This is a genomic window from Clostridium sp. YIM B02569, assembly GCF_022320765.1.
Classification (GTDB): Bacteria; Bacillota; Clostridia; order Clostridiales; family Clostridiaceae; genus Clostridium; species Clostridium beijerinckii.
Window position 1 is genome coordinate 160,763 of the sequence record NZ_JAKJJX010000001.1, and the last position, 24,759, is coordinate 185,521.

The following is a 24,759-nucleotide window of genomic DNA, read 5'->3' on the forward strand; positions in this document are numbered from 1 at the left end:
ATGTGTAGATTTTTTCACGCATCTGCCTTTTCGAACGTATGTGATAAAAATTTGGCAGGCGAATAAGATTTCTTTTTTATTTTTTTAATACCAAAACTAGTCAATCAACTTTTTTTAAGTTATCCGCAGACTTTATTAAAATATAAATTCCTGAAAAATAAAAAAAGAGCCCTATTTATTTGGCTCTTTTCTTACGGGTTTATATTTTGAATTTGGATCATTTGGATTTATGTAATCATAATCTCCATTTTCAGTCTTTCTTAATCCTAATGATGCCATTTGCTTTTTAGTGACTTTACGTTTATTAGTCATAATTATCTCTCCTTACACTTCTTTAGATTTAACTCATATTAAAAATTTGCATCAGTAAGCCACATAATGATATGTAAATATTATTTCTAAATAACATATAAACTAACGTGGCTAAATATTATCATCATTAATCTATATTATATAAGGTATATATATCTAAAATCTTCTTTTGTAATATCTTATGTACTTATATCTAAATTTCTATTTTGCATATTATTCTTGACTTTAGTATACGCACTCATTCTAAGTTTATACTAATTTATGATTCATCTTATTATGCATTAAGCTGCTCATAAAACTACTTAAGACAGCTCCATAATACTGTGAAGCATAAATCTCCTACTAATCTTAAGACTTCTTTAAATGAATCAGTCTTCTCGTGATTTATACCCGCAACGAATCAACTCAATGTCCACCAATTTGGCTTCATATAGATAACTAAGGAATAAAAAAAACAAACTCAGAAATATTTGTAACTTCTAAGTCTGCATCTCTTAATAATTTAATATAAGTTTTAGTTCATAACAATAATGAAATCTAGACAATAAAATTCTCATTCTTAATTTGATATATGTTGGGAGAAAGATCTATCTATATAATTTCTACTTTTATTTAGGAATTTGCTCTCTATTTCCCTATCCCAAAACTTCATAGCTGGTTTTTCGATAAAATTAATTCTCATCCCTTCAATAACCATGCATATGAAAAATACAAGAGAAATAGTAATTATAGCATGAAGCGACAACCATCTTGAATTGTAAAAGGAATTATTTTTAGCAATATGTTCCCATAAGTAACTCCGAACAAGATTATTATCATGAATCAAATATATTCCAAATGTAGTTAAAGATATACTATTAATTATCTTTTTAGATCCAATATCTAATTTTTTAAAATAAAGAAATAATGAAATCGAGCAAATAAACATTGGTAGGGAATTCATCTCTCTTAAGAATGTAGGATCAATAGGAAAATCATTTATTCTTAGAGATAACACATCTAGTATAACTACTGAGAACATTATTAATATATAGCTGCTAGTAAATATCACTAAAAGTAATTTCGTCTTATCAAAAAACTTATGTTGATATTTCCTTATATAACATGCAACTAAATACAAAAATACAAACCAAGATAAATTATCAATTTCAAGTAATGAATTTGAAAAAGTAGGTATGACTGATAACACTACAATCAGTATGGTAATCAATATCTTATTCTCTTTTTGCGTACAATAATTGATAAGCTTATTTAAATATGGTGATAGTATATATAATTCCACATATGTAGTAGCAAACCAATACTTAGAAAATATTATAGGAAAAAATGATTTAGCAGTTTCTCTAATTCCTATATGAGATATTCCGAATAATTTAAAAATCAGCATTATAACTACAGAATAAAAGAAAACTTGTCCTACAATTTTAGCAAACTTTTTTATATTAAATTTTGAATTAATCATAAAGTATCCTGTAATTAAAACAAAGCAATTAACACCTAATTTCCCACCTAAACTTAAAAATTGGACAATTATCCTGTTGTAACTTAGTTCGTTAGGAATATCCCATCCACCATGAACAGAATAATGATGTGCAATAATCATTATTATCGCCAAAATTCTTAGTAACTCCAAATTAGAGCTTCTTCCTATTTTTCTTTCAAACATATTAATCTTCGAGTCAATTTCTGTATTTTCCACCGCATACACCTCATGTCAATAAAACTAACTTAATAGTCTTATACTTAAACTTTCTATTATCACTGGTAAATTATATCATAATTTACTGTTATAATAGCATTCATTTTCAACTTATATTTTTACTGAATATTAACTATATCACGCCTAATGACTATATATAGTTAATATTCTAAAATTTTTAAGAATATTTCAACATTCTTTAAATTTTTATTAATAGAAATCACTTTATTATCTTACAAAATACATCCCCAAGCTATCCCCTATACATTTCTAATGGGGTCTATCTATTTGGAACTAATTCTCCTTTTTTTTATTTATATGTTTTTAGCTTATTGATATTACGCAAAAAATTGGAAACTCAACTTTAAGTAATCTATACTTCTCATCCTCTAATAATATCGACTACAACTATATTCATTATGGCAACGTAATTACTAATCAATCTTACCAGATACATTTACTTTATATTCATTAATTCCTAGTATTCATATTAATCTTCTAACATATTTCTGTTATATATTTTATCTAAATTCTAATAATAAAATTTGAGCGGTTCAATATTCGAATTTAAATTATGAAAGGTGGCTAAATAATGAAAAAATTTACTTTTATACTTTCTATTATTTTACTAATCACATTTAATATTAATAAAACGACTGCCACTGCTGCATCTCTCCCTCAAAACTTTTCAGAAGGATTCTACACTATATCAGATTTAAGTATCATGCAAAATGTTATGTATAATGTTCAGAACCTTTCTCCTAACGAAGTTTTTATGATTATTTTCGATAGTAATAAAAGAATTCAACAATCTATAAGGTTCGAAGGACATTCAATGAAATATGTAATGCGTCCTATGAAATATGATTATAAAATTATAATAATTGGTGATGGCAGCATATCATTTTCACCAATCAATATAAATGGCAGATAAATACTCTTTATAATTACAAATGTATATACAAGCTCCTCCTTTATAGGAGCTTGTCTGAAATTTAAGCATTTTTCTACTGATCATGAACAAGGAGGTATACGCCACGCTTAGTTGTATCATTTTGAAATTTCCACATTACTTAATTCCTTTAAATAATCCAATTTTATAACCTAACATCTTTATAATTCCATACAACAATAAGGCTATTTTTATTTTATATTTTTGAAGACTTTGCCTTTATCAGTGATCCTGTAACACAAAAAAGAGCCTTAACTATAAGACTCTTAATTCCACATTATTTTTAAACCCATAATTCATGACTTTCTCTTTTTAGTGAATATTGACATTTTCCTAATAGTTTAGAGCTTAACTCACTCTTAGCATTTCTATGAATATGCTCATAAGCATCATATACATAGAGAATGTCCAAATCTAAATCTTTAGTATGTTTGTTTAAAGTACTTTCTGCATATAAAAAGTGCTTTTGTAAAGATGGTTGAACTATCCACCTAGATTTTTCTTCTCTTAATTTAATAGATTTGTCATTATTCTCAATCATTGATTTAATATCTTTTAAACACATAAATTTAAATTTTTCTGTAGGAATTCTATTGATTATAAGATAATTTTCTAATCTCTTATAAAGATTTTTCTCAACAGAAATGTAGATATTTTCTTTACTTCTTATTCCTTCTTCTATGTAATTATATAAATTAACAATTAAATGCTGCTCTCCATAGTAGTATAAAATAGAATCTCTTTCACCAGTATTTCTTCGATTGGAACTATATAAATTGCTTGTGTTGCAAAATATACAGTCAGATATTAAATCATCAATAGATTGACTTAAGCAAATTACTTCATCATCCAATAAGTTATTTTGCTTTTTAGCTAACAAATCATCAAGCCTTTCCTTCCATTCCTTAATATGACACTTTAAACCACAATTATTACATAATACTCTCATTATCTCACCCCATTTTTATTTTAAAACCCTTTTACAATAAAATTATAACATCTTTCTATGTAAATTTATGTCATTACTTGTAAGTTAAAAAAATAATTGTATTTTTTGTAGTTTAAACATACTGGAATTTTCTAAACTCTTCAATATTTTTGTATTTTTTTTAATTCATCTTGAAATAAATAATTATAGAGTTTATACTGAATTGTTTTTTTATTTCAGGCATTCATATATTCCCCTCTTTATGCTATAATAAAATCAAATAAGTTAGAGTTCAAACTTTCCACTTTGCTTTCTCTAATTATTGATAGGCACTCATAACGAGTGCCTTTTATTTATATTGGCAAAAATTTCAACATATGAGTTATAGGAAAACGAAGTTTGTCTTTTCATTAAAAAATATATAATGTTTACTTCTATATAATTTTAGTCATCACTTTTTAGTAGTTTCTTAATTCCCAAATTATTATATTTTCTTGGTTTATTCCAACCGGTATTTCAAACAGAGAGAACTCAACCACCATGTCAATTAAAGAATTTTGTGATATATAATCTATAACTTTAGATAATCCACTTATTGGCGGATCTCTTTTTTCTTTTAAATCGTAATTATAAATATTGTATACTGGCTTTTCCATTGCAATTCTATTTGATATTCCTTTTATATCACTTAACGATGCTCTCATAATAAAATCTCTGTCTATCTCTATGTCACCTTGTAATATTAATCTATCATCCGCAATAGCTAAACTCTCATATACTGCATATCTTTTGTATTTTTTGCTTTTTAGCAACACCTGATCTTTGGTAAGCATATATAAAAACTTACCGCCTGATACAGATTTATCTCTTATATTATAATATTTATAGGTATTCTCTTCTAAATAACTTTTAAGTTCATCTAAAGTTGAATTATACGTAAATATCTTTTCTGACATTCTATTTAATCCAAGCTTTTTAATCATATAATCACTTTCATATTTATTTCTAATCATGAAATCACTCCATTTTAATTTTGTGTAATTAGAACTTGTCTCTACTGACTTTAATTTATTCTAGCATATTTTTGAACAGATTTTATATTTTATTGATATCTTTTAAATTTATATAATTAAAATAGGAAGGTTTCCCTTCCTATTCCATTCCTATAAATTCAACTTTTTCAACATTTCTTATGTTAAGCAAACCCTCTGTCAATGTTTTTATATCTCCATCTACTGTAGACAAATCTATGGTTATACTCAAATTAGCATAACCATTTAACGGTATGCCTTGATTTATTGTTAAAATGTCTCCGCCTTTTTCTGTAATATAATTACTTATATTCGATAAAAGCCCTTTTTCATTCTTAAATATAATATTATAGGTAACTTTTCTACCCTCTGAAGTTTCTGCAAAATCAAATACGAAATCTCTATATTTATAATAAACACTTCTACTTATTCCTGCTATTTTTACTGCTTCAGTTATTTCTTTTACTTTTCCATCTTTTAATAATTTTTTTGCAAAAAGAACTTTTTCATAAACATCAGGCAAAACCCTTTTATCTATAACTAAGTAATCTCCACTCATCATTTTGTACCTTCTATAATGGTTGCCCCCGCATTATCTAAAGATAACCCTAATATATTCCATTCCAATCCTTTTATTTGCAAGAATTCTTTAAGCTTATTGCTAAAGCGCTCATCCTTTTCATCGATAATCGCCATGATTGTAGGACCTGCTCCACTTAGATAGCAAGCTAGAGCTCCTAATTCATAACTCTTATTATACACCTCTTCAAAACCAGGAATTAATTTACTCCTGTAATTTTGGTGAAAGGCATCTTTACATGCATACCTTAATAATTCATATTTTCCGCTAGAAAAACATGCAACCATAAGAGCTGCTCTTGATACATTATATACTCCATCCTTTAAACTTATTTCCTTCGGAAGCACTTTTCTTGCTTCCTCAGTTGATAATCTAAAATTAGGAATTATCGAAATAAACTTAATTCCATTTTTTACATCTATCTTATCATAATAGGTCTTGCTTTCATCAACTATTGCAACAACCATGCCCCCAAGTAAGGCTGGTGCAACATTGTCTGGATGCCCTTCAATTTCTACAGCCATCTCCAACAACTCTTCTTCTGAAAACTTCTTCCCCAAGATTTCGTTAGCTCCTACTAGTCCCCCAACTATACATGTAGAGCTACTTCCAAGACCTCTAGATACTGGAACATCTTGTTTAATTTCACTTATTTCTAATCCTTTTATTTTATAGCCCGCTTTATCAAAACAATATTTCATTGCTTTGTAAATAATATTATCTTCATTACAAAACTCTTCTGGCATTCCATTAAACTTCAAACCATCTTCTATTTCCCTGAACCCAAAATCATTGTATAAATTTAATGCTATTCCAAGCGTGTCAAATCCAGGTCCCATATTTGCTGATGTAGCTGGTACTCTAACTGTAATCATATATTTATCACCTATGAATCCAAATAAGATAATAGAGCATTTCTCATTTCACTCTTATCCCAAACTTCATCATGTATTACTTTTGCATTTTCCAAAGTACTTAAACTATTTGGTATTTTATTATTTGTTGAATCAGATAATTTATTTAATACTTTAAAATCATCTAATCCCTCTACATCAATATCAAGTGCATTACAAATACTTCTTGGGAATTTAAACGGACTTGCTGTTGAAAGTATTAAAGTTGGTTTGTCATCTTTAGTTTCTTCTATATACTTCTTTTTAACCACATATGCCACTGCTGTATGAGTATCCATCAAGTAATTATCTTTCTTATAAACTTCCTTTATAGCATCATACACTTCTTCTGTAGTCGCAAAGTTTCCATAAAATTCTTTTATGAAGCTTTTAATTTTTTCGTTTACTTCATAAACACCTTTAGTAGTTAGATCTTCCATTAATTTACTAACAACTTCAGTATCTCTACCGCTTGCTTCAAATAATAATCTTTCAAGATTAGATGAAACAAGTATATCCATAGACGGTGATTCTGTTAAAATAAGCTCTCTTTTCTTGTCATATACCCCAGTTTCAAAGAAATCTGTAAGAACTTTATTTTCATTTGATGCACATATAAATTTATCTATTTGTAATCCCATTTGCTTAGCATAATATCCTGCTAATATGTTTCCAAAATTTCCTGTAGGAACTACAACATTTATAGGATCGTCTTTTTGTATTACTCCTTGGTTCACTAAATTAAAATATCCATAAAAATAATACACTATTTGAGGTACTAATCTTCCAATATTAATGGAGTTTGCCGATGATAAGATAAATCCTTTTTGAGATAGCCCTTCTCTGAATTCATTATCTCCGAAGATTTCTTTTACGCCTGTCTGAGCATCATCGAAATTCCCCTTTATTCCAATGACCTTAACATTGTTTCCTTCTTGACTTGACATTTGTCTTTCCTGAATTGCACTAACACCATTCTTAGGATAATAAACTACAACTTTAAAACCATCAATATTTTTAAAACCTTCAAGTGCAGCTTTTCCTGTATCTCCTGAAGTTGCTGTAAGAATTGTTATATCCTCTTTAACATCACAAATCTTTTTAGCTCTTTTCATGATTTGTGGTAAAAATAATAACGCTGCATCCTTAAATGCACAAGTTGGTCCATGATATAATTCTAAAAAATTGTTCTTTACTTCCACACTAAATCTATCATTATATGCGTCATTAATTGCCCCAGTTAATTCCGCATCATCAATATCTGTGAAAAACTCATTGATAACTTTAAATGCTAGATCTTCATATTTAATATGCGTATCTTCCTTCAATTCATCATAGACTTTAGGAAATTCATCTGGAACATACAATCCGCCATCTTTTGAAATTCCATTAATTATTGCTCTAGCAGATTCTATATTCTTATCCAGACCCCTAGTACTTCTAAACTTCATCTAATATCACCTCAAAATTGTATTAAATATGAAAATATATCTTTATTAATTAACAAATTTAAGTATATATAAACATATTCCACCTGTAATATATATTATCATGTATTCTATAGATAAACAAGTGTTTTTCCATAAAACACATGAAAATCATAATATTTTTTTACATGTAAATGTTTAATGGCATTATTTGGATTGCGCAATCATTAATTCTTAAATCTGGGCACTCTGGTACAAAAATATTATTTTTCTCTAAACACTCTATAAGAGGAGTAAATTGCTCAAAAAACTTTTCATAAAACTGTTCTTGGCCAGTTTTTCTAAGTAAACTTATAGAATCTTGTTCTTCAGTGCACGTTTTTATTACTTTTCCTATGACCCTACACGGACAATTTATATTATCAAATATATTAAATTTATTATTCATGAAATTATCTTTATTGACGTTTAGTATTATTGTTCCATTTCCACATTTCATAATTAAATCTGTAGTGTTATTATTTTCTAAAATACTTTTCATATAAGTCAGCATTTTTAAGCACATTGAAAAATTTATTTTCACATTACATTCTTTAGTTAGATCATCCAAGTATTCTGCTCCAAATATTGTTATCAAATTAATTAGAGTTTCAATATAAGACATAATGCTTTTATTTGTAATTGTTCCTTCAATCTCAATTAGATCTCCTGGATATATATTATTATTTTCTATATCTTTTTCATTTTTATGCTGCAACTGTTTATTTTCATTAAAGTAGTTAATTAAACTTCCATTTAATACGAATGTAGTATAAGTAGTTTTAACTTGTCTTTCCTCTCTTACACATTGCCTTGCATCTATTTCTTTATCAATATGATGATGCTCAAAATTATTATTAGCATCTAATTCATTTTTATCCTTAAATCCTTTTCTCTCAATTCTTGTAACACTTCCTTGATTAGAATTTTCTATTCTATCTCCCTCATGAAACCCTGCTGATAATGTTCTATCAAAAGCTTGAGTTCTAGTTATTGTTTCTATGAATCCAGTTAACACTAAAGAGGATAAATTTCTAACTAAAATTTCATCTAAATAAACAAGTATACCAAAAGGATTGCTCATATATACTCCTTTCAAAAAGGTTAATATCTATTCGTTTCTTCTTATATATTATTCATATTCATACTAATATAAAATATTATTTATACTTTTATTTTTATTAAAAATGCATCTATTTTTTCCCAATAAATTGCAAATTTCTTAATTTGCGAATTATTTGAATCTTTTGTAATATAAATTTATAGTATAAATTTATATTGATATAGAAATTCTAATATAGTCTTTAGGTGTACTTAAACGCTTGTTTTCTATACACATTTTTTAGATTGCCTATATTAGTATTTTAATATTATAAAATCTTTTCAGAAAGGAGATATGCCTAAATTATTATAAATACCCGAATAAATTTTATTGATTATTAGGCATGTGGTATTTAATGAAGAAGTTTTTTAAAAGGTTTTTCTTAATTTTATTTATTGTACTTTTTGTTTTTAGTTTGTTTTTTTACAAAAGAATTATGTTATCGTATAGAATTGCTGATAAGTATATTTCTTTAAAAAATCATGTATGGACAATACAGGAATTCAATACTCAAAAGTCATCAAGTTCAATGAATTACAAAGATGTTATTTATAAAAATACTAATGGTGTCCCATTAAAACTAGATATTTACGGTCCAATAAATCAAGTATATAAATCTTCACCAGTACTTGTATATGTTCATGGTGGAAGCTGGGCTTATGGAGATAAAAATATTCCTGATGCATTGAGTCCAGTACTCGATACTTTTAGAGAACAAGGTTATACAATTATAAGTACTTCCTATGAGCTTATGAAAGAAAAGGAAAATTTCAACAAACAAATTTCCGATGTCAAGGATACAATAAGATGGATAAATAAGAATCAGTATTCCTATAATCTTAATACAAGTGAAATAGGCATTATTGGTGTTTCATCCGGCGCGCATCTTTCTCTCATGGCAAGTTACAGTGGTGATGATGAATTTATAGATGATAACGAATTAAGCAATTATTCTTCAAAAGTAAAATACTTAATTGATTTTGCAGGACCAACTGATTTAAGTCTATTAAATACTCAAAATTTAAATTATGATTTATCAAAAATTTTTGCTTCTATTTCAAATAAAGAAGATGTAATAAAAAAATATAATCCCATAACTTACGTCAACAAAGCAACTCCAAATACTTTGATAATTCATAGCAATTCAGATAATATGGTTCCTTATGAAAGTTCAAAGGAGCTTTACGATAAATGTGTTCAGGAACACTCAAAAGCTAAGCTGATTACATTAAATAGCAGCGCTCATGATTTATCGGATATCTCTAAAGATGATGTTATAGATATTTCCGAGGGATTACTTAAATTTGTAATATTCAATTCACCTTTATAGAGTAAATATTTATAGAAATCGTAGGTAATGTGATGCAACAAATCTAATCCTCAACTGTAATTCGTATATCTGATGCAAGACTTTACCTTCGGTTTCCTTCAGATTATACTTCACGTCGGACATTCTTCTCCTAGACTAATTATTGATACTATCAGCCAAATTACAGGCTATCATCATTAGTACTTTCCAACTCTTTACACATAGGTATAAAAAAATCACAGGCGACTGTGGAGCCGGAGATTTTTTTCACGCATCTGCCTTTTCGAACGCATGTGAGAAAAATCTGCACATCAGAAATGGTAGCTATGCTACATATAAGAACATTTTATGAAGGCGAATAAGATTTCTTTTTTATTCTTTTTAAAATACAAAAACTAGTCAATCAACTTTTTTTAAATTATCCACAGATTTTATCGGAATATAAATTCCTAAAGAATAAAAAAATAAAGGGTATGCCCTAATTTCTTTATGGCTCACCCTTAACTTTTTAATGTCCTAAAATATACATCGCTATGCACTTATGAAAAGAGCAGATATACTGCAATACAGAACTTTTCTGCACATAAGAACATTCTATGATAATTGGGACTTGTTATATAATTTCATCTACTTTATCTGACACTTCACCTAGAAAATTAATATTCGTAATTTTTTACATTTTCACATATTACTATATTTATTTTCTTATCCTCTATTACTTTTTTATATGAGCATAAAAATTCATTTAACTCATTATCATTTAAATCTATACTTTTCTCACTAACTAATATAACCTCTAAATTCTCTAGAAGTACTTTCAAATCATTTTTCTCGTTTTTTATGAAATATTCTGACATTGTTTTATTAGATATTCTGCTTTTGTATTTTTCCTGAAACCCCATTGTCTTTTTAATAGTCTGATAGTCTAAGTTGCTTCCACCCGTATCAAATCCGGGTATTTTAAATTGCCCCTGAATTAAAGAAGGATCTACTCCATATCTTTCTAGAAACTTTTTTTGTATATTTATTAATTTATCTTGTGATATATTATTTTCTTCCATGTAAGCTAATATATTTTTGGAGAAATCAGACATATTCATTTTGCCCTCAGCCAGTTTATAATACATAGAATAAATATACTCTTCGAATTTATCTATGTCTTTATCTTTGACCTTATTTTTTAATTCATTAAAATCTATAATTTTATCAGACACATTAATCCTCTCCTTTGTATTATTATATAATATTAAGTATTTATCTGTTGTACTTTTTTTATTATATTTTATTTAATAATTGCTTACTTATTTTTTTCATTATCATCGTTCATTCTTTCATTTTTAGAAAATACGCATCCACAATAATCTTGCCTATATAATTTATATTGTTTAGAAAGCTCTATAGAACGTTTATACCCTTCTTTCTTCTTAAAGTCAGAATATAAATATTTTACATCATGTTCTTCAGATAAACTTTTACCAATTTCGTTTAATTTAGCAGAATTTTTATGAGGGCTTATAGATAATGTTGTTGTAAAATAGTCATAACCTTTTTCCTTGGCCATTATGGCAGCTTCATTAAGTCTTAATTCATAACAATTAAAACATCTAACTCCACCTTCTTTTTCCTCTTCCAAACCTTTAGTTAACTTATAAAAACTTTCCGTATCATATTTTCCTTCAATAAATCTTATTTCATTTTTGACTTTCATTTCTGATATAAGACCCTTTTGTTCCGCAACTCTTCTAGTATACTCCTCCATTGGGTATATATTAGGATTATAAAAGAAGATAGTTATCTTAAAATATTGTGACAAATATTCCAACACATAGCTGCTGCAAGGTGCACAGCAACTATGAAGTAGTAAAGTTGGAACCTCTTGATTTTTTACCAAATTTTCAATTAAGTAATCTAATTCCTTTTGATAATTAATTTTATTCATATGTAAGTCATTCCTTTTATAAGTTTATTAATGCATTTTATTATAAACTCATTTTATTTTCATTTGATGCAAACTCTTCAAATGCTTTTAAGAAAGCATCTATATGACTTTCTTTATGTTGTACACTTAAAAATAATGCTTCAAATTGTGACGGAGGTAAATTAAATCCTGATTTTAACATATGTTCAAAATATCTATTAAATCTATTCACATCACATTTCTTAACATCATCATAAGTTCTAACTTCTTTTAAATCATTAAAGAATAAAGTCATCATTCCTCCAACTCTATTCATTACAACCGGAAGATCATATTTTTTTGATATATTTATTATACCTTCTTCAAGTCTAGCTCCTATATTTTCGATGTGATCATAATAATTCTGATTATTTTTTAACTTATTTAAAGTTGCTATACCTGCTGCCATAACAATTGGATTTCCTGACATAGTTCCAGCTTGATAAACTCCGCCTAAAGGGGATAGATTCTTCATTATTTCTTTTCTTCCACCATATGCACCACATGGAAGTCCGCCACCCATAATCTTAGCATAAGTAACCAAATCTGGCTTAACGTTAAATAGTGATTGTGCTCCTTTAAATGCCACTCTAAATCCACTCATTACTTCATCAAATATCAATAGTGAACCATACTGATTGCAAAGTTCTCTTAAGGTTTCCATAAAGTCATTTTCTGCCTTTATCACTCCCATATTTCCAGCCACCGGCTCAATAATAACCCCCGCAATCTCACTACCATATTTTTTGAATAATTGTGTAATTTGTTCCTTATCATTATATATACCAATTAACGTATTCTCTATGCTTTCATTTGGTACACCAAGTGAACCTGGTATTCCTCCTGTCATCACTCCTGATCCGGCTTCAATTAGAAACCCATCAAAATGTCCATGGTAGCAGCCTGCAAATTTAACAATTCTTTTTCTTTTTGTATATCCCCTTGCAAGTTTAACTGCACTCATAGTAGCTTCTGTTCCCGAATTGACCATTCTAATCATCTCAACATTATCTAGATTGGTGCATATAAATTTTGCTAAATCTAATTCTAATTTTGTTGGTGCTCCAAAAGCCAATGCCATTGAACTAATTTGCTTAATAGCTTCTACAACATCATCGTCGCAATGTCCTAGAATTAATGGTCCCCAGGCTAATACGAAATCTATATATTCATTATCTTCCTCATCTTTGATTATTACGCCTTTACCGCTTTTTATAATAGGCGGATTTAAATTAACTCCCTTAAAGGCTCTAACCGGACTGTTAACTCCACCAGGCATGTATTCCTCTGATTCTTTAAATATATCAACGTTTTTCAATTTAACTCCTCCTTAGCCCGCATAAAATCTATAAATATTTATATATGTTCATATTTTTATTGTTTCATATTTACATATTATTATATTTAAATTGTAAAAAATTTATATATTTAAATATATATGTTGCAATGCACAATTCACAATTACGACTAAAATTCTTGTAATATTTTTAGAATTATGGTGAATAATTATTTTTGCAATATATAAATTTTTTTAATTACTATCTATTTATGTTCTTTTATCTTCTTAGAACTTTTGCTGCCTCTAATGCATGATAAGTAATAATTATATCTGCTCCAGCTCTCTTAATCGATGTTAAAGTTTCCATCATTACTCTTTCTTCATCAATAACGCCAAGCTTTCCAGCTGCTTTAATCATAGCATACTCACCACTTACATTATAAGCCACAAGAGGAAGATTGAAATTTTCTTTACAATCTCTTATTATGTCTAGGTAAGAAAGTGCCGGCTTAACCATAATGAAATCTGCTCCTTCTTCTACATCCATTTGCGTTTCACGAATGGCTTCCATTCTATTTCCTGGATCCATTTGATATGTTTTTCTATCTCCAAATTGTGGTGCTGAATTTGCAGCATCTCTGAACGGTCCATAAAAAGCCGAGCAATATTTAGCAGAATAACTCATTATACTAACATTCTTAAAGTTATTCTCATCTAATGCACTTCTTAATGATCCAATTCTTCCATCCATCATATCTGAAGGAGCTATAATATCTGCACCTGCCTTCGCATGTGATACTGCTATTTTACTTAAATATTCTAATGTTTCATCATTGTCTACATATTCATCATGAATTATTCCACAATGTCCATGTGAAGTATATTCACACATGCAGACATCAGTAATAATAAGCAATTCTTTATCAAGCTTCTTTATTTCTCTTATTGCCTGTTGAACAATTCCATTATCATTATAACTTTCAGAACCACACTCATCTTTATGGTTTGGAATTCCAAAAAGTAATACTCCAGAAATATTAGCTTCTCTAACTTCTTCAACTACTTCATACAGCCTATCAACTGAATAATGATAAACACCTGGCAATGATGAAATTTCATTTTTTATATTATCTCCCTCAACAACAAAAATAGGATAAATAAAATCCTTTGAATTTAAACTTGTTTCTCTAACCATATCTCTAATGGCAGCATTAACTCTAAGTCTTCTACCTCTTTTAATCATAACAAACTCCTCCATTATTTTAGCCATCTTCAAAGATGTCCCTCATTTTATTTAATATCTAAATTTATATATTAATTATTTTAAAAATCTATTTCCTCTATTGCAGTAAATTTTCTATCTCTTTTAGAAATCCTTCCTCTGAGTGTTCTTTACATACGTATGCTTTTATTCCATACTTTTCTAAAGGTTCATTAGTCTTTGGTCCTATAGCTATAACCTGCTTTTTCTTAATTTCCTCGATACCTAACATATCAATCATGTTTTCAACTGTTGACGGACTTGTGAAGAATACTATGTCAACTTCATCAAAAGATCTCTTATTAACTACTGATCCACAAACCGTATCATATATATACACTTTATCTACACTTGCACCGCAATTTGTTAATTCTTCATAGATATATTTCCTACTCTTTGCAGAACACGGCAAAAGTAGAGTTTGGTCATCTTTCAAATGAGGTTTTAATATGCTCACTAAACCTTCACCAACAAATTCTCTGGCCTTTGCAAAACAGATAATTCCTCTTTGTTTTAAAGAATTTGCAGTAGCAGCTCCTATTGCAGATATTTTAGCCTTAATTCTTCTTATATCATAATCTTTTTCAATAAGATAATCAAAAAATATTTCTACACTATTAACTGAAGTAAATACTATATGATCATAATTTTCTATCTTATCGATATAATCATTTAAGTTTTCTGCACTGCTTTTTATCTTAATAGAATTAAAACTTGTGACTTCCGCTCCTAAGTCAACTAATTTATTTTTTAATTTTTCAGATTGTCTCCTTGATCTCGTAATACATATATTCTTTCCAAACAAAGGTTTATTTTCATACCAGTTCAAATCTTTATTTAGATTTACAACTTCACCAACTACAATTATACATGGAGATTGTAATTTAGCATCTCTTACTTTTTGTGAAATATTCTCAAGAGTTCCTACCACCTTTTTTTGCTTAGCTGAAGTTCCTCTCATCACTACTGCACATGGAAAACTTGGCTCTTTTCCATTATTAATAAGCTCCTCAACTATATTATCTAAATTGCTTAATCCCATCATAAATACTAATGTGCCTTCTTCTTTAGCTAATGCCTTAAAATTCACATTTAAATCTTGCGCAGATTTTCCTGTTATAACATGAAAACTTTGTGCTATCTTTCTGTGAGTTATTGGGATTCCCGCATAATTTAAAACTGCAATAGGAGATGTTACCCCTGGTATTACCTCAAAGTCTATATTTTCATTAACTAAAGCCAATACCTCTTCTCCGCCTCTTCCAAAAACATAGGGGTCTCCACCTTTAATTCTTCCAACTGTATGCCCCTCTTTTGCAAGCTTAACTAAAAGTTCATTAATCTCTTCTTGGGTTTTTGAATGAGCTCCTGGTTCCTTTCCACAATAATAAATTTCACAATTTGGTTCTAGATAATTCAAAACATTATTTGAAACCAATCTATCATAAAGAACAGCAGTACATCTTTTTAATACTTTGACAGCCTTTAATGTTAATAACTCTTCATCTCCAGGACCTGTACCTATTATATATACTTTACTCATATTCCATCTCTCCTATATCTCTAATATCTTATTTGCCAATTTTCTTCCTAATTCAATATGATTATTTTTATCTCCTAAAATATCTTTTTTAACTATTCTTCCGCCTATGTCATATATACCAATCATATATAAATCATTACCCTGAATTTCAGAATAAGCTCCAATAAGGCTATGACAATCACCATTTAGCATTCTCATAAAGCTTCGTTCAGCCTCAACTGTTAGCTTAGCATTTGAATTCTCTAGCTTTTCAAAATATTCCTTAGCACTGCTATTTTTTAAACATTCTATTCCCAAAGCTCCTTGAGCCACTGCTGGTATAAATACTTTAGGATCAAAATATTCAGTGATCATATCTTCTTCATTTAATCTTTTTAATCCTGCCGAAGCTAGTATGATTCCATCTAAATTCTGACTTTTCATTTTCTCTAATCTAGTTTGAACATTTCCTCTAATTGGGACTATCTCCAAGTCATTTCTCATAAGTTTTAACTGACAAGCTCTTCTTATACTGCTAGTTCCTATTATTGCACCTTTTCTAAGCTCTTTAAATGATATATTATCTTTAGAAATTAATACATCCCTTATATCTTCTCTTTCTGTTATAGCCGCTATTTCAAATTCATGACTCAATTCATAAGGTACATCCTTCATACTATGAACTGCCCCATCAGCTCTTTTTTCTAAAAGTGCAATTTCTATATCTTTTACAAATAATCCCTTTCCGCCTATCTTTGCCAAAGAAACATCTAATTTTCTATCGCCTTCAGTAACAATAAGCATTTTTTCACTATCTATATTAAATTTATCCTTTAAACTTCTCATTATTATTTCTGTTTGCGTTTGTGCTAATTTACTTTTTCTTGTTGCTATAGTCAATTTATCCATTAATTTAATTCTACCTCCAAAATTCATTCATCTACAAACTCATTTAAAATTTAATTAAATAATCTACAATTTCCTTTGAAAACCTGCTTCTTAATGCTTTTTCTGCTTCACCATTATCAAAAGATTTTTTAAATTCATCATTCCCAATAAACGAAGTTATTTGCATTTTAAACTCTGGAAATGACTTTGCTTTGTTTCGTATTAATCCTATATATCTAATAAATTCATCATATTCTTTTATAGTCTTTTCTACTTTGTTAGAAAGTAAAACTGCCCCTTTGGGATTTCCATAATTAGTGTTTAAAGCAAATACTACATTTTCTGTACTTCTTTGAATCGGAACAACTCCCATTCCACTTATAAAATCAGATGAATCTATATATATCTTATAATTCTCTTCACAGTATTTCTTCACTATGTTTTTTAAGTTTTCATCATCTAATGCAATAATTATAAGGTGCTTATCTCTTAAAAATTCATAGCTTAAATCTTCATTTTTAAGTTTAAGTATTTCTGAAAATTCTTTGGAAAGTTCTATTAATTCTCCATCAAAAGTTTTAGAGATTACCTCAACACAGCATTTATTTTTTACAAAATGTCTTGCTTTTATTGTTCCTGCTTTACCTCCGCCAACTATTCCAACTCTTAGTTTTTTAGAAATTAATGAAATATAAGAATACTCTATTCCTTGGTCATAAATATTTTCTCTATTATCCCTATCCATTCTTCACCACATCCCTTTAGAGTCTCTTCTTTAATAACTTCAATTGCCCTATTTATGTAAAAATCAGATGTACTTTTAATTAATTTATGTGCTAAAGCAATATTATTTTTATCTTTGCTTTTATGTGAAAAAGTTTGAACTCTTTTCTCGTAAACATCATTTCCAACAGTTTTTAAGTTTTTGATTACATGAGAAATACTTCTTAATTTTAACCATTCATCATATTCCTTCAGGTATTTATTCATTATATGTCTATTTTCTTCCATCTTGTCTTTTCTTAATTTTTTATTTGCATCATCTATACGGCTTATTGTATCAATATTATAAACTTCAGTCCTAGATAATAACGCCACCTCTTTTTCCACATCTCTCGGAACTGATAAATCATATATTACTAACCTATTTCCGCTTTCACTAATATCTTCTGTTTTTACAACTGGATGTGGTGCTGAAGTACAACTTATTATACATTCTATACTATTAATATATTTATTCTTTTCTTCAAAAGTAATTACTTTTACTCGTTCATCCTGTATTTCATCTTTTATTTTAGGATTTCTAACAACCAAGTAGACAGTTTGGATTTTATGTGAAAGCAAATATTTCATTACAAGCTGTCCAACTTCCCCATAACCTAAAACCATAAATTTAGTACATTCACGCTTAATAGATTCGCTAACCACTATCGAAGAAGATGATACTGGTATTTCAAATAACTTAGCTTCTTTTCTGAATCGCTTTCCACAAGTAATAGCTTCCTGAAATAATCTATGCAATTCCAATGAAACAGCTTTAAATTCTAAAGCTTCTTCATAAGCATCCTTAACTTGCCCTAGAATTTGATCCTCTCCTAATATTTTCGAATGAAATCCGGAGCAAACTTCAAACAAATGCCTATAAGCATCCTTACTACTAGTTATAAAAACATATTTTTTATATTCATAATCCCAATTAAAAATATCAAAAATCTTTTTTAATAATTCTTCTTCATTTAAAGAAGCATTAAAATAAATTTCTGTTCTATTACATGTAGCTAAAATAACTACTTCATTCAGCTCCTTTAATAATTCCTTAAAATACTCGTTATATTTTTTAGACTTAACTATAAATTTTTCTCTAATTTCCAATGGAGTATTTTTTCTTATGCCTATTAAGCCTATCACGTATTGACACCTCACATACTTTTTTATTTGCATTTTCTATTCATTTCCAAATACTACATTCTCACAAGGAGAAAATGCAGTAACCAAATATAAAATTTGGATCTTCACTTTTGGACTTATTAGCTGAAACTCGACTCACATTCGTTCGCTGAGTAAGTTCGAGTTGCCAAATGATACATTCTCGCAAGGAGAAAGTTCAGTAGCCAAATGTAAAATTTGGATCCTCACTTTTGTACCTATTAGCTGAAACTCGACTCACATTCGTTCGCTGAGTAAGTTCGAGTTGCCAAATGATACATTTGGACTCTCACTTAAGTTTATCAGATAGAGATTGTTTTTTCCAAGCAATTCTTATAAGAATTATAGATTAACTCTGAATAATATAGATAATGAAAAATATTTTTCTTGCTCTCCATTTAATAAAATTCTAGTCAAGGTATATTCCTTAGAATGTATAAAAGCAACATTAATCAAAAAAATTTCTAACCTCAGATAAACATCTTGTTCTGCTAATATTTTAGTATATACTATTTTCGCTCAAAAAACATTTAATTTATAATTAATTATTAAATATTTATAATCAGCTCATATAACTTAATAACTTATTCTTCATAGCGATGCAGCTCTTTATAAATATTATTATATTAATTAAATGTATTTTTTATTTCTGACATATTTTTGACACATTTCAGGATTATACTGATATCGTAAAGTAGTTAATTATTTACCCCTTATTAATTAATAGAAGTCGTTTATATATTAATGACTCGCCCTAAGCATAGGATCCCCTAAACTTGTGCTTAGGGTTTTTATTTTTTAAGTTTATATAAAACCTATGTTTCTAAATATGCTTTTCCCTTTTTTTATAAATGAGTACTTTTTCACCTACTTTCTTAATTGCGCTTAATTAGTTCCAAATTGTGCTCCGCACTCTTTTCATATGTGCGCGCTTTTTTTATACTAAGTTCTTAATTGCGCTTCGCGCTTTTTTTATCTAAGATCTTAGTTGCGCTTCGCGCTTTTTTTATAGGTGTGTATTTTTTTGGATTAATTGGGTTATACTCTTAAAAGCAATATCAAATTTGAGAGGTGAAAAAATTATGCGAATCCCAAAACACATAGGCATCATTCCTGATGGAAATAGACGTTGGGCTTTATCTAACTCATTAAGCAAAGATAAGGGATATGATCACGGAATAAATCCAGGACTTGAGGTCTTTAAATTATGCCAAAAAGAAAATATTCAGGAAGTAACCTTTTATGGATTCACAATTGATAATACCAAACGTCCTAGCGATCAAAAAATAGCATTTACTAAAGCTTGCATTGATTCTGTTATGCTTTTAACAAAAGAAGATTGCGAAATATTAGTCTTAGGTAATACTGAGTCTAGTTGCTTTCCAAAAGAATTATTGCCCTTCACTAAAAGAAAAAAGTTTGGTTCAGGTGGAATAAAGGCAAACTTTTTAATAAATTACGGTTGGGAATGGGATTTAAATCTACTAAAAAATGCAGATATATCAAAAAAACATATTCAACCTCATTTACAATCAAAGGATATTTCTAGAATAGATCTTATAATTAGATGGGGTGGGCGAAGAAGATTAAGTGGCTTGCTGCCAGTTCAATCAGTTTACTCAGATTTTTATATTTTAGATAATTACTGGCCTAATTTTAAAAAAGAAGACTTTTATGACGCTTTATCTTGGTATAATGAGCAAGATGTAACTTTAGGCGGCTAATGTCATAGATTCAAAAATAAGCAATGCTAATAAAATTTCGTAAATCTAACTTCTTTTACTTCATATCTCTATATTTTGTGCTTCAGTATGAATTATGTTATCATTAATATTAATTTATATTTAATGATATATTGGAGTGAAATTTATGTTAAAAGTCGTATTTACATATTTATTGATTATTAACCTTCTAGGATTTCTTATTATGTTTATAGATAAACAAAGAGCTATTCATAAAGAATGGAGAATACCTGAAAAAACACTCATTGGTATCTCTATTTTGGGAGGATCTATTGGAATGCTTATTGGAATGTCTAGTTTTAGGCACAAAACAAAGCATAAGAAGTTTACAATTGGAGTTCCACTCATACTTCTTATGCAAATTTTCATAGCTATACTATATTTAAATTATTAAAATAGTATACTAATATTCAAATTTTATTGGACAAAGTATTACTGATTTGTCTTTAATAAATTCTCATGATATTTTCCTACCGTTAATACTGAAACCATTGAGCCTAAAAACGCAAAGATCATATCCCACTGAGTATCCCAAATATCTCCTTGAGTTCCTAAAAAAGCAGTTGCACTTTCGCCAGTAATTAATGCTACAATAAATTCTATTATTTCATAAGAAGCACTAATAGCAAGACAAATTGATATTGTAATAAAATTAGTCCATGCTATATTTTTAACAATTTTGTTTCTTATGAAAATTTCTCTAATAATTATTGCTGGTATAAATCCTTGTGCAAAATGCCCAAGCCTATCATAGTAATTTCTACTCAAGTCAAAAGTATCTCTTAGCCAATTAAATAAAGGCATTTCTGCATATGTATAATGACCACCCACTATTAATATAACTGCATGAAACCAAATAAGAATATACGTTAAGTTAGTAAATACGAATTTATTATAAGTAGTTATTAAGACCATAACGCCTATCACTGCCGGAATAACCTCTAATACCCATGTAAATCTATCATGAGGATTTATTCCCGACGCAACTAAAATTGCAAATATACTTATTAATAATATTAAATGAAAATTCTTTTCCTTCATCAATATCTCCTTATATAAGATTCACAAAATTTAAAAACCAAATCATAAGTGCTTTAAAAGCACTTATGATTTATTCATAAAATTTCTAAAGAGTATTAAGATCAAAAGGTGTATTTTGGTATACACAATAATTTAGCCAGTTTCCAAAAACTATGCTAGCAGGACCTCTCCATGTGTACAACGGTTTTTGATTTATGTCATCATTTCTAAAATAATTTTTAGGTAAAGCTATTTCATCGCCTTTTTCTTTATCTCTTATATATTCATCCATCAATGTATTTCTATCATATTCCATATGTCCAGTTACAAACACATTTCTCCTATCTTTTGTTGCAACTATGAATACTCCAGCTTCCTCAGATTCGGATAAAATTTCAAGATTTGAAACTTTCTCTATATCTTCACGTTTGACTTCTGTGTGTCTAGAGTGTGGTGCATAAAACACATCATCTAATCCTCTTGTCAAATCAGCTTTCTCATCATTAACCCAATGTGAGAACACACCAAACATTTTTTCATCTAAATCATATTTAGGTATATCATAGTGATAATATAAACCTGCCTGTGCTCCCCAACAAATATAGAATGTTGAAAATACATGAGTCTTGCTCCATTCCATTATTTCAGTAAGCTCTTTCCAGTATGTAACTTCTTCAAAAGCCATTTGTTCAACTGGAGCCCCAGTTATTATAAGTCCATCAAATTTTTCTTGCTTTATATCATCAAAATAGCTATAAAATTTATTTAGATGCTCCGGTGGTGTATTGTGTGAAGTATAACTCTTAGTCTGTATTAGACTTACCTCTACTTGTAGTGGCGTGTTAGATAAATATCTTAATAATTGATTTTCTGTTACTATTTTTTTTGGCATTAAATTAAGAATTGCTATTTTTAGCGGTCTGATATCTTGAGTATTAGCCCTCTCATTATTCATTACGAATATGTTTTCATCAGATAAAACCTGAAATGCAGGCAATTCTATAGGAATTTTTATTGGCATATTTGTTTCCCCCCAATGTGATTATTGCTTATTTTAGATTATTATTTAATTATTTTTGTATATAAATATTATTATATCAAAATTCCACTTCTTATCAACATTATAAAAATAAATATAATAATAAAATTATGTAAGCTTAAAAATACATTTATTTTGCTATGACTTTCACAAGTTAAACTATAAATATATGGCATAAATTCTTTAAACCAATTTATATAGGTTTCAATTCACAATGCACATTTCACAATTCAAAATGCGGCTAAAATTCTTAAAATATTTTTAAAATTATGATAAAGAATTTTTTTGCTATTTACTTGCATAAAACTAATTTTGTGGTAATCACTGTTAATAAATCATAGAATTACTTCATTTACAGTTTATAGATGTTTACAATTAATCATTTACAAAAATTTACTATTATTTAATTGTATTTTGACATTAATAATTATACACAATTATTAATTTTTTTTATTTCTTCTACTACTATAATTAAATGATTAAAATCAATAGATTTCTGCAAAATTTCATAAATATCTTTTACTTCCATTTATGCTATACTAATAGATATACAATAAAAGGGGGCATATATAATGGTACTAAAAGAAAATATTTCAGTTGGATTTATTGGAACTTATACCAAAAATGAAAGTAAAGGAATCTATAGAATTAATTTTGATACAATTTCAGGCAATATTGAAAATATCAATTTAGCTTACAATATAGAGAATCCTACATATCTAACTCTAGATAGAGAACGGCACATTCTTTATTCAACATGTAAAATCAAGGAAAAAGCTGGGGTATCTTCATTTAAATATTGGAAAGAAGATAATAAACTACACTTAATAAACTCTAATCTTTCAGAAGAAAAACCACCTTGTCATGTAAGTCTAAATAACAGTCATGAGATTTTAATTTCTTCAAACTATCATGAAAACAAGATGTTTGTCTACAAAACTTTAGATGGCTTAATTTTAAATTCTCCTATGCTTGGAAGTCATAGTGGCTCTAGTGTAAATCAATTGAGACAAGAAAAACCTCATATTCATTGCTCAATGTTTACTGATGATGACAAATATATTTTATCTATTGATTTAGGGATTGATAAAATGATAGTTTCTTCAATAAAAGATGGAAAACTATATCAAAATGAAAATTTAAGCTATGCATTCCCTGCCGGCACAGGGCCAAGACATATTACTTATGCTAATGGAAAACACTATTACTACGTTTTAAGTGAATTAACTTCTGAAATATTTGTTTTTGATTATAAAGCAAACTCAAATATTGTTTTTGAAAATATTCAAACTTTAAGTTCATTACCAAAGGACTACAAAGGGACAAAATCTGGTTCCGCAATTCGTATACACAAGAATAATAAATTTCTCTATACTTCGGATAGAGGAAATAATTCTTTAAGTTTATTCCATATGAATTCAGATAATGGAAAGCTAAAGTATATCGACACTATTTCTTGTAATGGTGATTCTCCTAGAGATTTTCAATTGGATCCATCTGGTAAATTTCTACTTTGTGCTAATGAAAATTCCGATAATATATCTATATTTTCTATTAATTCAATAACAGGAGAGTTAACTTTTATAAAATCTAAAAACATCCCCACTCCAACATGTATAGAATTTATTTAGTTAAATAATTAATCATATAACTAAAAGTTAGGTGCATATTATAATCTAAGCTTATAATATGCACCTAACTTCCTTATCTCCATATTATGTATAAAGCCTTTATGTCTAAACGTTCTCAAAAGTAAGAATATATTTTTTTTTATTTGTAAACATTTTTACTTTTGACAATATTCACAAATTTCAATTATAATAAGGCAATATATTTTTTAGATACAGTGAATA

General features: G+C 28.1%; 23 protein-coding genes. 5 read left to right on the forward strand and 18 right to left on the reverse strand.

Features of this window, described 5'->3' with window-relative positions; genetic code table 11:
• Nucleotides 1-171 precede the first annotated feature (171 nt).
• Together L3B96_RS00680 and L3B96_RS00685 are read right to left on the reverse strand one after the other, a co-directional pair.
• The gene (locus L3B96_RS00680) at nt 172-312 is read right to left on the reverse strand and encodes a hypothetical protein (RefSeq protein ID WP_011968634.1); all 141 of its coding nucleotides are present in this window, start codon (nt 310-312) and stop codon (nt 172-174) included.
• A gap of 559 nt (nt 313-871) precedes the next feature.
• Nucleotides 872-2,011 (reverse strand): acyltransferase, encoded by a 1,140-nt coding sequence (locus L3B96_RS00685; RefSeq protein WP_171788673.1) that lies wholly within the window; start codon nt 2,009-2,011, stop codon nt 872-874.
• A 592-nt stretch (nt 2,012-2,603) separates the two neighbouring features.
• Here L3B96_RS00685 and L3B96_RS00690 point away from each other — a divergent pair.
• On the forward strand, nt 2,604-2,945 hold the full coding sequence (locus L3B96_RS00690) for a hypothetical protein (protein WP_011968632.1): 342 nt from the start codon (nt 2,604-2,606) through the stop codon (nt 2,943-2,945).
• Between the two features lie 301 nt (nt 2,946-3,246).
• Here L3B96_RS00690 and L3B96_RS00695 read toward each other — a convergent pair whose 3' ends face one another.
• From L3B96_RS00695 to L3B96_RS00720, 6 genes are all read right to left on the reverse strand, one after another.
• A complete protein-coding gene (locus L3B96_RS00695) occupies nt 3,247-3,912 on the reverse strand; it encodes a hypothetical protein (protein WP_077305386.1) in 666 nt (221 codons plus the stop codon).
• Nucleotides 3,913-4,349: 437 nt separating this feature from the next.
• Nucleotides 4,350-4,904: a hypothetical protein gene (locus tag L3B96_RS00700; protein ID WP_039772063.1), complete on the reverse strand. Its 555-nt coding sequence runs from the start codon at nt 4,902-4,904 to the stop codon at nt 4,350-4,352.
• A 139-nt stretch (nt 4,905-5,043) separates the two neighbouring features.
• Nucleotides 5,044-5,481, reverse strand: coding sequence for an ACT domain-containing protein (locus L3B96_RS00705; RefSeq protein ID WP_023974269.1), 438 nt, complete (start codon nt 5,479-5,481; stop codon nt 5,044-5,046).
• Entirely contained in the window at nt 5,481-6,377 is an 897-nt protein-coding gene (thrB, locus tag L3B96_RS00710) for a homoserine kinase (protein ID WP_171788674.1), read from the reverse strand. The genes L3B96_RS00705 and thrB overlap by 1 nt, the downstream gene beginning before the upstream one ends.
• Before the next feature lie 11 nt (nt 6,378-6,388).
• Nucleotides 6,389-7,846 carry a threonine synthase gene (gene thrC, locus L3B96_RS00715; protein WP_238858573.1) on the reverse strand — a complete coding sequence of 486 codons (1,458 nt, stop codon included), beginning with the start codon at nt 7,844-7,846 and terminating at the stop codon, nt 6,389-6,391.
• Nucleotides 7,847-8,006: 160 nt separating this feature from the next.
• Nucleotides 8,007-8,945: a hypothetical protein gene (locus L3B96_RS00720; RefSeq protein ID WP_011968626.1), complete on the reverse strand. Its 939-nt coding sequence runs from the start codon at nt 8,943-8,945 to the stop codon at nt 8,007-8,009.
• A 373-nt stretch (nt 8,946-9,318) separates the two neighbouring features.
• Here L3B96_RS00720 and L3B96_RS00725 point away from each other — a divergent pair, with 373 nt between their 5' ends.
• Nucleotides 9,319-10,293 carry an alpha/beta hydrolase gene (locus L3B96_RS00725; protein ID WP_038457281.1) on the forward strand — a complete coding sequence of 325 codons (975 nt, stop codon included), beginning with the start codon at nt 9,319-9,321 and terminating at the stop codon, nt 10,291-10,293.
• Between the two features lie 635 nt (nt 10,294-10,928).
• Here the strand turns inward: L3B96_RS00725 and L3B96_RS00730 are convergent.
• From L3B96_RS00730 to hemA, 8 genes are all read right to left on the reverse strand, one after another.
• Nucleotides 10,929-11,486 (reverse strand): DUF3867 domain-containing protein, encoded by a 558-nt coding sequence (locus L3B96_RS00730; RefSeq protein ID WP_077831521.1) that lies wholly within the window; start codon nt 11,484-11,486, stop codon nt 10,929-10,931.
• 83 nt (nt 11,487-11,569) lie between these two features.
• Nucleotides 11,570-12,211: an epoxyqueuosine reductase QueH gene (locus tag L3B96_RS00735; protein WP_171788677.1), complete on the reverse strand. Its 642-nt coding sequence runs from the start codon at nt 12,209-12,211 to the stop codon at nt 11,570-11,572.
• 40 nt (nt 12,212-12,251) lie between these two features.
• Entirely contained in the window at nt 12,252-13,547 is a 1,296-nt protein-coding gene (gene hemL, locus L3B96_RS00740) for a glutamate-1-semialdehyde 2,1-aminomutase (protein ID WP_238858574.1), read from the reverse strand.
• 238 nt (nt 13,548-13,785) lie between these two features.
• Nucleotides 13,786-14,751, reverse strand: a complete 966-nt coding sequence (hemB, locus tag L3B96_RS00745; RefSeq protein WP_041900860.1) for a porphobilinogen synthase — start codon at nt 14,749-14,751, stop codon at nt 13,786-13,788.
• A gap of 97 nt (nt 14,752-14,848) precedes the next feature.
• A complete protein-coding gene (cobA, locus tag L3B96_RS00750) occupies nt 14,849-16,312 on the reverse strand; it encodes a uroporphyrinogen-III C-methyltransferase (RefSeq protein WP_238858575.1) in 1,464 nt (487 codons plus the stop codon).
• Between the two features lie 12 nt (nt 16,313-16,324).
• Complete coding sequence (hemC, locus tag L3B96_RS00755; protein WP_238858576.1) at nt 16,325-17,200, reverse strand: hydroxymethylbilane synthase; 876 nt, start codon at nt 17,198-17,200, stop codon at nt 16,325-16,327.
• Between the two features lie 43 nt (nt 17,201-17,243).
• Entirely contained in the window at nt 17,244-17,924 is a 681-nt protein-coding gene (locus tag L3B96_RS00760) for an NAD(P)-dependent oxidoreductase (protein WP_077831515.1), read from the reverse strand.
• The gene (hemA, locus tag L3B96_RS00765) at nt 17,882-19,087 is read right to left on the reverse strand and encodes a glutamyl-tRNA reductase (protein ID WP_238858577.1); all 1,206 of its coding nucleotides are present in this window, start codon (nt 19,085-19,087) and stop codon (nt 17,882-17,884) included. The genes L3B96_RS00760 and hemA overlap by 43 nt, the downstream gene beginning before the upstream one ends.
• A gap of 1,100 nt (nt 19,088-20,187) precedes the next feature.
• Here hemA and L3B96_RS00770 point away from each other — a divergent pair.
• On the forward strand, nt 20,188-20,829 hold the full coding sequence (locus L3B96_RS00770) for an undecaprenyl diphosphate synthase family protein (protein WP_238858578.1): 642 nt from the start codon (nt 20,188-20,190) through the stop codon (nt 20,827-20,829).
• A gap of 145 nt (nt 20,830-20,974) precedes the next feature.
• Nucleotides 20,975-21,241 carry a DUF1294 domain-containing protein gene (locus tag L3B96_RS00775; protein WP_026015812.1) on the forward strand — a complete coding sequence of 89 codons (267 nt, stop codon included), beginning with the start codon at nt 20,975-20,977 and terminating at the stop codon, nt 21,239-21,241.
• A 38-nt stretch (nt 21,242-21,279) separates the two neighbouring features.
• On the opposite strand, the gene L3B96_RS00780 is transcribed toward L3B96_RS00775, so the two are convergent.
• Both L3B96_RS00780 and metA read right to left on the reverse strand, forming a co-directional pair.
• Nucleotides 21,280-21,888: a DUF2238 domain-containing protein gene (locus L3B96_RS00780; RefSeq protein WP_017211558.1), complete on the reverse strand. Its 609-nt coding sequence runs from the start codon at nt 21,886-21,888 to the stop codon at nt 21,280-21,282.
• A gap of 85 nt (nt 21,889-21,973) precedes the next feature.
• The gene (gene metA / locus L3B96_RS00785; protein ID WP_011968613.1) at nt 21,974-22,888 is read right to left on the reverse strand and encodes a homoserine O-succinyltransferase; all 915 of its coding nucleotides are present in this window, start codon (nt 22,886-22,888) and stop codon (nt 21,974-21,976) included.
• A 590-nt stretch (nt 22,889-23,478) separates the two neighbouring features.
• On the opposite strand from metA, the gene L3B96_RS00790 reads away from it, so the two are divergent.
• Complete coding sequence (locus L3B96_RS00790) at nt 23,479-24,537, forward strand: lactonase family protein (protein ID WP_077830300.1); 1,059 nt, start codon at nt 23,479-23,481, stop codon at nt 24,535-24,537.
• Nucleotides 24,538-24,759: the final 222 nt, after the last annotated feature.